Annotated in this window: 13 protein-coding genes and 3 pseudogenes; 1 reads left to right on the top strand and 15 read right to left on the bottom strand. The window is 39.6% G+C overall.

The features are described from left to right. The first annotated feature begins 36 nt into the window (after positions 1-36). Positions 37-1,302 (top strand): DNA (cytosine-5-)-methyltransferase, encoded by a 1,266-nt coding sequence (gene dcm / locus HT699_RS06000; RefSeq protein WP_050207411.1) that lies wholly within the window; start codon positions 37-39, stop codon positions 1,300-1,302. Between the two features lie 63 nt (positions 1,303-1,365). Here the strand turns inward: dcm and HT699_RS11760 are convergent. From HT699_RS11760 to HT699_RS05925, 15 genes and pseudogenes are all read right to left on the bottom strand, one after another. Continuing rightward, a pseudogene (locus tag HT699_RS11760) lies at positions 1,366-1,745 on the bottom strand (DpnD/PcfM family protein); the annotation flags it as partial. Continuing rightward, a pseudogene (locus tag HT699_RS05990) lies at positions 1,741-2,503 on the bottom strand (DpnI domain-containing protein). The pseudogenes HT699_RS05990 and HT699_RS11760, both read right to left, overlap by 5 nt. Before the next feature lie 139 nt (positions 2,504-2,642). After that, positions 2,643-2,981, bottom strand: a pseudogene (locus HT699_RS11755) (hypothetical protein); the annotation flags it as partial. 256 nt (positions 2,982-3,237) lie between these two features. Then, positions 3,238-3,588: a 30S ribosome-binding factor RbfA gene (gene rbfA / locus HT699_RS05980; RefSeq protein ID WP_001273601.1), complete on the bottom strand. Its 351-nt coding sequence runs from the start codon at positions 3,586-3,588 to the stop codon at positions 3,238-3,240. Positions 3,589-3,753: 165 nt separating this feature from the next. After that, positions 3,754-6,555, bottom strand: a complete 2,802-nt coding sequence (infB, locus tag HT699_RS05975; protein ID WP_166730622.1) for a translation initiation factor IF-2 — start codon at positions 6,553-6,555, stop codon at positions 3,754-3,756. 16 nt (positions 6,556-6,571) lie between these two features. Continuing rightward, on the bottom strand, positions 6,572-6,871 hold the full coding sequence (locus HT699_RS05970; RefSeq protein ID WP_001041390.1) for a YlxQ-related RNA-binding protein: 300 nt from the start codon (positions 6,869-6,871) through the stop codon (positions 6,572-6,574). Then, positions 6,864-7,157 carry a YlxR family protein gene (locus HT699_RS05965; protein WP_000857562.1) on the bottom strand — a complete coding sequence of 98 codons (294 nt, stop codon included), beginning with the start codon at positions 7,155-7,157 and terminating at the stop codon, positions 6,864-6,866. The genes HT699_RS05970 and HT699_RS05965 overlap by 8 nt, the downstream gene beginning before the upstream one ends. Positions 7,158-7,178: 21 nt before the next feature. Then, positions 7,179-8,315, bottom strand: a complete 1,137-nt coding sequence (gene nusA / locus HT699_RS05960; protein ID WP_138701381.1) for a transcription termination factor NusA — start codon at positions 8,313-8,315, stop codon at positions 7,179-7,181. Between the two features lie 43 nt (positions 8,316-8,358). Continuing rightward, positions 8,359-8,838, bottom strand: coding sequence for a ribosome maturation factor RimP (rimP, locus tag HT699_RS05955; protein WP_001808916.1), 480 nt, complete (start codon positions 8,836-8,838; stop codon positions 8,359-8,361). A 125-nt stretch (positions 8,839-8,963) separates the two neighbouring features. Continuing rightward, a complete protein-coding gene (trmB, locus tag HT699_RS05950; RefSeq protein WP_001266096.1) occupies positions 8,964-9,599 on the bottom strand; it encodes a tRNA (guanosine(46)-N7)-methyltransferase TrmB in 636 nt (211 codons plus the stop codon). Next, entirely contained in the window at positions 9,596-10,390 is a 795-nt protein-coding gene (locus HT699_RS05945) for a phosphotransferase family protein (protein ID WP_000363006.1), read from the bottom strand. Before HT699_RS05945 ends, trmB begins: the two co-directional genes overlap by 4 nt. Positions 10,391-10,551: 161 nt before the next feature. Continuing rightward, entirely contained in the window at positions 10,552-11,163 is a 612-nt protein-coding gene (locus HT699_RS05940; protein WP_119919874.1) for a type II CAAX endopeptidase family protein, read from the bottom strand. A gap of 29 nt (positions 11,164-11,192) precedes the next feature. Continuing rightward, positions 11,193-11,441, bottom strand: a complete 249-nt coding sequence (blpZ, locus tag HT699_RS05935; protein ID WP_119919873.1) for an immunity protein BlpZ — start codon at positions 11,439-11,441, stop codon at positions 11,193-11,195. Positions 11,442-11,482: 41 nt separating this feature from the next. Beyond that, positions 11,483-12,172, bottom strand: a complete 690-nt coding sequence (locus tag HT699_RS05930; RefSeq protein ID WP_119919872.1) for a CPBP family intramembrane glutamic endopeptidase — start codon at positions 12,170-12,172, stop codon at positions 11,483-11,485. 31 nt (positions 12,173-12,203) lie between these two features. Beyond that, entirely contained in the window at positions 12,204-12,437 is a 234-nt protein-coding gene (locus tag HT699_RS05925) for a ComC/BlpC family leader-containing pheromone/bacteriocin (RefSeq protein WP_000379956.1), read from the bottom strand. Positions 12,438-12,474: the final 37 nt, after the last annotated feature.

The raw sequence follows: 12,474 nt of genomic DNA, 5'->3' as shown, positions 1-12,474 counted from the left end.
TAATGGATTAAACTGTAAAAAAATGAAGGAGAAAAGATGAAAGTTCTCGAACTATTTGCTGGAGTTGGCGGTTTTCGGATAGGATTAGAAAATGCCGATAAGCAACTCTTTAAAACAAAATGGGCAAACCAATGGGAACCATCTCGTAAATCTCAAGACGCATTTGAGGTCTATGATTATCACTTCCCCAATAGCGAAAACATCAATATTAGTATCTCTGATGTAACAGACGAACAATTTTCCAAAATGGATGCCGATATGATTGTCGGTGGTTTTCCTTGCCAAGATTACTCTGTTGCGCGTAGCAAGAAAGATGAAAAAGGTATTGAAGGAAAAAAAGGAGTTTTATTTTGGGAAATCATTAGAGCAACTGAAATCATTAAACCCAAATACTTAATTCTGGAAAACGTGGATAGGCTTTTAAAAGCGCCCTCAAAACAGAGAGGACGTGATTTTGCAATCATGCTCACAGCTTTTAATAATCTCGGATATTCTGTAGAGTGGAGAGTTATTAATGCTGCTGAGTATGGAAGAAGCCAACGAAGACGTCGTGTATTCTTTTTCGTATATCGAAATGATACAGTCTTTGCCCAAAAAAATGACAATCTTTACGAAAAAAATGAAGAAATCTTTGAAGATAATAGGTATGATGACTATATTTTCAATCAAGGTCTATTTGCAAAACAATTTCCTATTAAACCTATAGCAGTTAAAAATCGTCATGTGTTTTATGAGTTACCAAATGATATAGTTGAAGTTTCAGATACTTTTACTGGTACTGTTTGGAATACAGGAATTATGAGACATGGAAAATACTATTCTATTGATACAGAACCTAATTACAATGGCAATCCTATCACTCTAGGAGAAATTCTTCAAGATGAGTCTGAAGTACCTGAAAAATATTTTTTAACTGATCAGTCAAAATTGGAAAAATTTCAATATCTTAGAGGACCTAAGAAAATTGAACGAACATCCTCTGACGGACATCAATACATCTATTCAGAAGGAGGAATGTCCCCTTATGATGATTTAAACCTTCCAGGACGAACAATGCTTACATCCGAAGGAACAGTTAATCGTTCCACACATTTATTATTTGTAAACAATAAATATAGATTAATTACACCCATTGAAGCTGAACGCCTTCAGGATTTCCCAGATGATTGGACAGCTAAAAAGAAATTGTCAGATGGATCTATTGTAGAGGTATCTGATAAAATGAGAATGTTTTTTATGGGAAATGCTTTGGTTACTGAGATTGTAAAAGAAATTGCTAAATTTATTAAAAAAATTGATTAATTTATCTGAAACTAAAAAAGAGGTGCGAGCCTCTTTTTTGTGTGACAAAATAAAAACATCTATCTAATCATATATGCTAGTGTCATAGTTCTGAAAATCATCTGAATCAAGAACAATTTCACAACTCTTATACTTTTCTCTTACAAGTCGTTCGGCTTCATCTGGATTTTCAGCCTCTATACTTACTAAACGTGATAAAGTTTCTGTAATTTCTACTGTATACTTTTTCAGTTTTAAATTGCTTTCCAATCATTCACTTATTAGCAATAATCTATATAGTTTTGGGCTTTCCAACCACTCTGGTAATTCATCTCCATATTCCCAGCTATATTTTTTATTCAATAAAAAAGTTGTTTCTCATCACCAAACTCCATATTTTCAGACAACCACCTCACACAATCAGGGTCTGATAAAGTATAAACCATTACACATAAGTTTTCATAATTTCCGATACTTTCCTCTACCTTTAAATTCTATTATTTCTTTGTCTCTTAATATTTGAAGCTGTTGCCTAATCTTTTCTTTGATATGATTGTTCTTAACAAAGATATTTTTTAGGTCACTTTCAAAACGATACATATCTTCAAGGGTAAATTCTGAACCCTCTATCTTATCTATACAATTTAGAATTTCTATTGTCCAACCTCTTACTGAAAGAGAGTTCTTCCTTAAAAATAAACTTTGCTTAAATACTTTTGTAACTTTTTCTGGATCTCTAACTTGTCCATTTTTCACAAAAAATATTCTTCCTTTAGAAAGTACTTGTGATAAATCAATGTTACAACCAATCCAACCTGCTCGTCTAGCAGTTGGCGCAAGTGGCTTCCTTTGAATAATTGATTTCAGTGTAACAAATTGCTTCGGAAGGACAAGAAAATTATTTACCTCAAAATTTTTTGTATAAGTTAAAAAAGAAATTAGGATTATTATCTACCTGCACACGCTCCATCATCGTTGCATAAGCACCATCATTGATTGTTGATGAAAAATTTCCTTTTTTGCTCTTTAGTTCAAACTCCTCACTACAATGATTACAGTAAAAATCTGCTACAGGTCTATTATTTTCAAAATGATTTAAAGGATTTTTCCCACAATTAGGGCAATAAGACTGACGATAAACCCAATCCTCCATTAAGATACGTGCCTTCTGACTATTACTTTTATAGGTTTCTACTAGTTCTAAATTAAATTGTAATTCCATTTAAAAATTCCTCACTAATATGAGAATTCACTCGATATAAGCAATTAAAATCTACTATAACTAGTATACCACATATATGTACCTATTACATTTGTATTTCATCATTCTCTTTTATATTTCCTTCTCACATATCTCATAAAATATACCCTAGTTCTTGAGCTAATTTTAAAGAAAAAGCATAAAATTGAGCTATATTCGCTGGTATGGTAATTGCCATGGCAAGTCCACCTGGTAATCCTGCAACAACAGAAGTCCCACTCGCTAATAAAACATTATCCCTAATACAGGCATTAGCCACTCAATCTAAGATTTCTTAAGATAAGAGAGACGTTGGGTCTTGTTCTAATAAGGTAGGAATGTCCTGTGGATCTAATTCTTTGGAAAACTTATCCACTAAAAACTTCGAACGATCAACCTTAACAACAGGTAGTTTCACCACTTGTTGCAATACTTGCATAGCTAAGTCTTGTTCAGCCATATAAATACCTCTTTCTCTTGTATCTTTATCTCATAATATCACACTATCTAAATTTTATAAATCTTTTTAATAATTTTTAATACTCTTCGAAAATCAAATTCAAACTACGTCAGCTTCACCTTGCCCTACTCCAATACAGCCTGCGGCTAGTTTCCTAGTTTGCTCTTTGATTTTCATTGAGTATAAGTCTAGAAAGATTCCCCCATCATGTTTTATTGCCTTTTTCTCCACCAAAAAAGAGGGTTGCCCCTCTTCTTTAGTTCTTATCCAGATTGCGTAGCATCTCGTCAATCTTGTTTCCATACTCGATGGACTCGTCTTTGACGAAGGTCAAATCTGGGATTTTGTACAATTTCAAATTGCGACCAAGTTCACGTTTGATGGTACCAGTTGCTTTTTCAAGCCCGATTTGGGCTTTTTGGTTATCCGAAGCAAGGTTACTCAAAATGGTGTAATAAACCTTGGCAACAGACAAGTCACCCAGCATCTGAACATCTGTGATGGTCACACCTTGGACACGTGGATCACGGACTTTCTTTTGCAAAATCTCATTGACTTCACGCTTGATTTCCATGCCCACACGATCTGTACGGAAATGATTTGCCATGATATTCCTTTCTCTACTTTGAACCAAAAGCTAGGCCAGCAGACCTAGCTATTTTTATTAGATAGAGGAACTAGAGCCATTTGAATCTAGGAAACAAGCCTTAGATAGAACTGAAGTTCATCAAGGCGCTGTTGACGACGAGTCAAATGAGCTATCGTTTCTCTATTATCGTTTGATTTCTTCCATGACGTAGGCCTCAATCACATCATCAGTCTTGATATCATTGTAGCCGTCGATCATCAATCCACCTTCACGACCGTTTGTCACTTCTTTCACGTCGTCTTTATAGTGTTTCAAGCTTGCGAGTTCACCATCATAGATAACGACACCATCACGGATAACACGGACTTTAGAGTCACGGGCAACCTTACCGTTGATAACCATAAATCCACCGATAGTTCCCACTTTAGACACCTTGAAGGTTTCACGGATAACCGCTTCACCAATAACTTTTTCTTCAAATTCTGGATCAAGCATCCCTTTCATAGCTTCTTCCATCTCTTCGATAACCTTGTAGATAATGCTGTGAAGACGGATTTCCACATCGTCAGCTTCTGCTTGTTGACGAGCTTGTGGTGTAGGGCGTACGTTGAAACCAACGATAAAGGCATTTGAAGCTTCGGCAAGGGTCACGTCTGATTCGTTGATAGCACCGACCGCTGAGTGGACGATAGTCACTTTGACACCTTCCACGTCAATCTTTTGAAGTGAGGCAGAAAGGGCTTCAACAGAACCTTGTACATCAGCCTTGATGATAACATTAACAGATTTGAGTTCCCCAGCTTTAAGGGTATCAAAGAGATTTTCAAGGCTAACACGTTGGGTAGCTTGACGTTGTTTCATGAGGGCACGTTTGGCACGCTCTTCACCTGCTGCACGCGCAGATTTTTCATCCTCGTAAACGGCAAAGTGGTCACCCGCCATCGGTGCTTCGTTCAAACCTGTGATAGAGACTGGTGTTGATGGTCCAGCAACTTTAACACGACGACCAAGGTCGTTGGTCATAGCACGGACACGACCGAAGGTATTTCCGACAACGATTGGGTCTTGAACATTCAAGGTACCTTGTTGTACAAGAAGGGTTGCGACCGCACCTTTTCCTTTATCCAAGCGCGCTTCGATAACCGTACCGATTGCACGCACTGTTGGGTCTGCCTTGAGTTCTTGGATTTCAGCTACAAGAAGGACTGTTTCCAACAATTCTTCGATATTTTGGTTGAATTTAGCTGAGATTTCAACAAATTCAGAATCTCCACCCCAAGCGGTTGACATCACACCATGCTCTGCCAATTCACCGATAACGCGTTCTGGGTTAGCACCTGGTTTATCAATCTTGTTAATGGCTACGATGATTGGAACGTTAGCTGCTTTTGAGTGGTTGATGGCTTCAATAGTCTGAGGCATAACCCCGTCATCTGCCGCTACGACCAAGATCGTAATATCGGTAACAGAAGCACCACGCGCACGCATTGATGTAAAGGCCGCGTGTCCTGGTGTATCAAGGAAGGTAATCTTCTTACCATTTTCCACGATTTGGTAGGCACCGATATGCTGAGTAATACCACCTGCTTCACCTGTCGCAACACGTGAGTTACGAAGAGTATCCAAAAGGGTTGTTTTACCGTGGTCAACGTGTCCCATGATAGTAACAACTGGTGGACGCTCAACCAATTCATCTTCATTGAGATAACCATCTTCGACAAAGAAACGTTCGATGTCAGCATTATCCACTTCAACCTTTTGTTTGGCTTCGATACCGTAATCCACCATGAGGAGTTCAATTGTTTCCCCATCCAAGGATTGGTTTTGTGTGGCCATGACACCCATCATAAAGAGTTTCTTAACAATTTCAGCTGGTTCACGTTTGATACGTTTTGCGATTTCCGCAACGGTCATACCATCTGTATACTCAAATTCTGTTGGCAATTCATGGAATTTACGCTCTGTAACAGGTTTTGGAGTCTGATTGCGGTTGTTCTTGTTATTGCCTTTTTTGTTCTTTTTGTTGTTATTCCAGTTACTATTCTTTTGATTTCTCACTTGATTTTGACTACTTCGATTCTTTTGTTGTTTTCTAGGACCATCTTCTTCATGATCATAATCGTCACGATTTTTGTCTGGTCGAGCTTGTTTTTTACGACGTGTATCCACTGCAGGTTCTTTTTTCTCAGGGACGACTTCAACCACTGCTTGAACTTGCTGTGCTTGTTGCGCTTGTTCAGCTAACTTAGCCGCTTCTTCAAAGATTTCCTCTGGTTCCTTGCGTTTGTTAGCTTGAGCCAAGGCTTCTTTAGCAGCCTGATACTGCTTGAAACGTTCCTCACTTGAACGTGCATATTCAGCATTTTGCTCTGCTTTTAGGGCTGCTGCACGGGCTTTAAAGTCAACACGTGGAGCCGCTTGATTTGGACGTTTATCCTCTTGTTGACGGCGTTCATTTCCTCGATTTTGCTGACCTTGCTGTTTCTTAGCTTGATCATTAAAGCGACGATTATCGCGGTTGCCTTGACCTTGTTTTCCACCATTGCGACCGTCGTTTTTCTGACGGTTTCCGTTTTGTTGTTGGTCACGGTTATTGCCCTTATTTTGCTTGCGTCGTTCTGCCTGTTCTTTGGCACGAGCTTCACGCTCAGCCTTGAAATTACGACTTTGCGGTTTAGCTGCTACTTTTTCTGTTTTCGGAGCGACTGGCTCAGCAGGTTTTGCCTCTTCCTTAGCTACAGCTGGTTTAGCTGGCTCAGATTTTTCGGCTTTCTTTTCTGCACTTACTTTTGGTGCTGCAGGTTTTGCTTCTACTTTCGGAGCAGCTGCAGGCTTAAAGCTGGCAGCAATTTTTGCAGCGACAGCTTCTTCCACACTTGATGAGTGGCTTTTCACATCCAAGCCCAACTCTTTTGCACGCGCTACAACTTCTTTACTTTCTTTTCCAAGTTCTTTTGCGATTTCGTACAATCTTTTCTTAGACAAATCATGTCCTCCTCTTCTATTCCATAAGAGACCTCATTTTCTTTGTAAATCCAGCATCTGTTACAGCCAAAACCTTTCTCGATTTTCCGACTGCTATGCTTAATTCCAGTGTTGAAAACACGGTTACAATTTCTACTTGATAATAATGACTTTTATCTTGAATCTTCTTGGTCAGGTTGGGTCCAGCATCATGGGCTAGAAAGACCAACTTGGCCTTGCCGTCTTGAATGGCCTTGACCACCAATTCCTCACCCGATATGATACGCCCTGCTCGCTGAGCAAGTCCCAAGAGATTACTTATCTTTTGCTTATTCAAGTCCTAACTCTCTTCTTTTCACTTTGTGATCCACATAAGCGATCAACTCATCATAAAAGCTTTCTTCCACTTCCATGCTAAAGCTGCGGTTAAAGACCTTCTTCTTTTTCGCCTCTAGGGCTTCTGCATTGTCTAGTTTGATATAAGCGCCGCGGCCATTGGCCTTGCCTGTCGGATCGATAAAGACTTGTCCTTCCTTGTTCTTGACAATACGAAGCAAATCACGCTTATCAATCACTTCATTGGACACAACAGACTTGCGCAAAGGGATTTTTCTCGTTTTCATCTTTCCCTCCTCTAGCAGCTTTTATTCTTCTACAGTATCGTTTTCTACTTCCAACTCTACTGAATCAGCTTCTTCCATGGCTTCAAATTCGCTAGCAGACTTGATATCGATACGGTAACCAGTCAAGTGAGCCGCCAAGCGCACGTTTTGTCCACGACGACCAATGGCAAGAGAAAGCTTGTTATCTGGAACAACCACCAAGGCACGTTTGCTGTCGTTTTCATCAAAGATAACTTGGTCAACCTCAGCAGGAGCGATGGCATTGTAGATAAATTCAGCTGGATCTGCTACCCACTCGATAACATCGATATTTTCTTCGATTGGTACCATGCGGTCATTTTTAGCATCGTAACGAGCTGGGTGGAATTTGCTAGTAATCTTCTTGATATTAGCACCACCACGTCCAACGATTGTACCGATAGCATCCACGTTTGGATTGTGGCTACGAACAGCAACCTTCGTACGGTCACCTGCTTCACGAGCCACGCTCATGATTTCAACAGTTCCATCATAAACTTCTGGAATTTCTTGCTCCATCAAACGTTTGATCATTTCTGGATGGCTACGGCTAACAAAGACGTTGACACCACGAGGGTTGTCTTCAACCTTGTAAACATAAACTTCGATACGATCATGAGAAGCAAAAACTTCTCCAGGAATTTGGTCTTGTTTTGACAATTGGGCTTCGATGCTACCAAGGTTGACATAGATAAAGCGGTTGTCAAAGCGTTCTACTGTACCAGACATGATTTCTTGCTCATGTTCTTTGTAAGTATTGTAAGTGATGGCACGTGTTTGCTTGCGCATTTTTTCCATGATGGTTTGTTTGGCAGATTGGGCTGCTACACGACCAAACTCAGCTGGTGCTTCTTCAAACTTGATTTTGTCTCCAAGTTCATAAGCTGAATTAATGGCAAGAGCATCTTTCAAGCTGATTTCCAAACGGCTATCAAATACTTCATCAACAACTTCACGGACAGTATAAACTGTAAAGTCACCTGTTTTTTCGTTGAAGTCAATAGCTACGCTGTCTGACTGACCATAGCGTCTGCGATAAGCGGAACGAAGCGACTCTACTACTGCGTCGATGATATCTTCTTTTTTGATTCCCTTGTCTTCTTCCAAAATGCGGAAGGCCTCTAGCATTTCTTTACTCATGTTTTCTTCACTTTTGAATCCTCAAAAGCTATCCTTTCTTTTTCTATAATTTAACTGCTAAACGTGCTTTTGATACTAAACTGTATGGAATTTGGACGGTTTTCTTACGCGTCTTGTCCATATATTCCATAGTCAACTCGTCCTCTTCGAAGGCCAACAAGGTTCCTTCAAAGACCTTTTGCTTATCGATGGCTTGGTAGAGCCCGACATGGATGTATTTTCCAACCGCTCCAGCGACGGCATCCTTGGTTTTCAAAGGACGTTCCAAGCCTGGACTGGTAATTTCTAGGAAATATTGTTCTGGGAAGGGATCTGGCTTGATGGTATCTAGGACAGGACTGATCATTTCTGTCAAGTCTGCCGTGTCGTTCAAGGTAATTCCTTCAGGTTTATCTACAAAAATACTGAGAATCATGTCACTGCCAATCTTTCCATACTCGATATCCACGAGCTCGAAAGGAGCTTCTATGACAGGTTCTACAACTTCTCTGACTAATTCTACGATTGTTGCGATTGCGTCCACCTCCTCATAAGCAAGAGGCGAAGATATTTCCCCGCCTCACTTTTCATATTCTTACTCTTAGTATATCACATTTGCTAACTTATGTAAAGCAAAAGCACTTATACAGCCTGATTTCAGGCTATTTCTTAAAATTCTACCTCAACTCGGTAGATAACTTGCCCCTTATTGGAGAATTTTTGCTCGTATTCTGTCATGACATTGCCTTCAAAATCACTGGCATGTAAGTCTAGCCAGACACCATTGAGCTTCATGCCATACTGAGAAAAGCTCACTAAACTGTACTCAAACAAGCCACGGTTATCCGTCTTGAAATGAATTTCTCCATTTTCAGGCAAGATACGTTTGAAGGTATCCAAGAAGGTCTTGTAGGTCAAACGACGCTTTTCATGGCGTTTTTTCGGCCATGGATCTGAAAAGTTCAGATACAAGCGATCAATCTCACCGTCTTCAAAGTAGTCAGTCAAGTCAGAACCATCTACCCACAAGAGCTTGATGTTAGGCACTCCAACTTCAAGAACCTTGTCTAAAGCATAGCTTAAAACAGACTTTTGAATATCAATCCCGATATAGTTGATGTCAGGGTTCTGCTTTGCCATACCTGAAACAAAGGCACCCTTCCCACTTCCAACTTCCACATGAATGGGATTGTCATTGCCAAACAAGTCCCGCCATTTCCCCTTGGCTTCCAAGGGATTGAGGACCACATACTGGGGATTTGCCTCTAGTAATTCTGTCGCCCCTTTACGATTTCTAACTCTCATCTTCTCTTTCCATACTTGTCTCGGAAGTGACGCAAGCCATGAATCTCCCGATTAACATTTTCTAAATCTTGGTTCATATAATACTTGGAAATCTGGCTCAAATAAGACAATTGACCGTACCAATACAATTTACTTAATACCGTTTGATTATACTTGTAACCGTAGTAGGTCAACCATTCCTTCCACTGATGTTCTGGAATATAATGGCAGAGCATATGGGCCACATCAAACATGCGGTCGGTCAAGCGAACCGAATCCCAATCTACCAAATAAATCAAGCCACTATCTGTCTCAATCCAATTACTATGTCGTACATCTCCATGGACAATGGTCGCATAGTCCTCTCTAAATCCTGGAATAGTCTGACGTAAATCAGCCATCACTTCACTGATAAAATGATTTTTACGCAAAGCATCTGGAGCCGTTTCCTGCCAAGACTGTAGTAAATCTACAGGTGTTTCCATGGCATAGCCCAAACGACTCAACTGTGTCATCAAAGGACGTGAGCGATGAAGGCGGGTTAAAATATTGACGATTTGTTTACGATTCATATCATAGGGGGTCAATATCTTGCCTGTCAACCATTCTTGAGCACACATATCACGCCCATCTGCCAAACGGCGACTCCATAATAATTGTGGAGCAATTTGTTCTCTAGCTAGACCAGGTAGGATTGGAGAGGTGTTCATTTTTACAAAGATACGCTTCCCATCAGGATAGCTACCCATATAAGCCTTGCCACTTTTCCCAGGTATGGGAGTCAGTGTTAGCTCATTATCACCCAAATCCATTTTTTTCCTCCGTATAAAGTTTCCTTACTATTCTACTAGTTTTTGGCCTATTCGTCAACCGCTCCACACCCGATTCTCAAAGAAAAGCCTCTGGATTGGCTTGGGTATCATTATAGAAAGAAAAAGGTAAGCACAATCTCCTACTTACCTTTTCATAATTTTTATAAATAATATAAGAGTGGCCAACTATTGTAAAACATGTGGACTAGAATAGAAACCCATAAGTTTTGGCTCTTTTTATAAGCAAAGCCCAGTAACAAGCCCCCAAGTAGATAAAAAATAAACGAAGGCACATTAGAAGGTCCATGCATAAAAGAAAAGAGAGAGGAAGTTAGCACAAGCCCTAACCAAGAGTTGTCAAAAACCGCACCTTGAAGAAGTCCTCTGAAAATGAGTTCCTCCTGGATGGGGCCAAAAACTGTGGAAGTCAAAATCAAAGACAGGGAAATTCCTCTGCTGACTTCCGCCAAGTGTTGAACTCCTGCGCCAGAAGAAACAGCGAAGAAATGAATATAAACTAGCGTCTCAAGAACGCTTAGAAGAAAGATTGCAATGAAAAGCAAAAGTTCTTTCTTGCTTAACATCCCAAAAGAAATCATTTCAAACTGTCTAGCATAAACAACACTCAGCGAGGTTACTAGAAGACTTACAATAATCAATTCAGATTCATTTTGAAAAAAATCCCCATGGTTAATCGTATAAGGAACTGTAATGACGATTATTAGTACTAAAAATCCAAAGCACAAGGCATGAAATTTATCAAAAAACTCCATAAAATTATCCTCCTCACCAAACAGACTTCCTACGCGTCATCCTTTAGCTCTAACCTTTCCAAAACAAACCATTTTAGCAACCAAAATCCAACCACATAACTAGCCCCTAAGAAGATAGCCATTAAAGATAGCATGGGATTCAGGAAATAAAAGACCACAACAGATACAAAGGTTAGCACAAAAACATTAAAGGCAATGGTGTCAGAAGCCAAGACCAGAATATAAGGTGTCAACCAGTCTAAGGTTTTTGAATCTAGGAAAAATAAGTGTTTATACATGATAACCTCCTCTATGGCTGAAAAGCAAGCCTTTTGTTTTTTTACCCCAAGACCCTATGTAGAAAAGTGAGCAAAAATGGTAATGTTGCGAAAATATTATTGATCACATGCACCGCATAGGAAGGATAAATGCTCTTGGTATAGCGGGTCAAACTAGCAAAGATGATGCCAGATGTTGCAAAGATGAAAATATCTAACAGACTAGGCAGGCTTGAAAAATGAGGAAGAGCAAATAAAATTGACGGAAGAAGCAAATCAAGGCCAAATCTCGAATGCTTAAAAAAGACGTGTTGCAGTAATCCTCTATAGATCAGCTCTTCCATAAGTGGAGTCAGAAAGAATAAAGTTATATAGATACCCAGCTCGGCAAAGTTGGTCCCACTATAACCGATCAATACAGCCCAACCTTCAGCAGTTGACTGAACATGTTTAGCTGTCTGAACGTTAAAAGAGATCTGGAGCACTAGCACTAATACTGTCAAAATCGAATACCAAAGCCATTTTTTTCTCGGAATGCGAAAAAGATAGCCGTGCCCTGTCTTAACCAGAATCCAAATCATGACCCCACTAAATAGCAGACTCAAGAGATTTTGAATCCAGACGAAATTGCCAATCTGGGAAGAAAATTGCCAATAATTTTGAACAATAAGCGTCATCTGAGAAAGACCAAATACGAAAAATAGGTAAGACAAGACTGCACTTATTTTGAAGACAAACTGATACTTTTTCATAGAAATTCTTCCTCATTTCTTGTATTTCAGCCTATATTCCACATAAATGAAAACCTGCTCCTATATAACCACGGTCATGATAACCGCGCGGGCAGTAACCACTTACTGGAAAAGGACCTGAATTTTTTAATATAGGAGGGTAAGAACCGAATGGACTTACCTGATTAGCGTACCCTCTATAAATATCAGATACATCCCCACCCTCTATACGAGCAAGCATTTCATTATCCATAACTGCAAATTGTGACATCATTTTTGTATCCATGACGAATATCTCCTTTTTTATGTTTAATTTTTGTCCT

Source organism: Streptococcus sp. 1055, from assembly GCF_013276815.1.
Taxonomy (GTDB): Bacteria; Bacillota; Bacilli; order Lactobacillales; family Streptococcaceae; genus Streptococcus; species Streptococcus pseudopneumoniae.
This window is presented reverse-complemented; position numbering and strand designations above follow the sequence as displayed.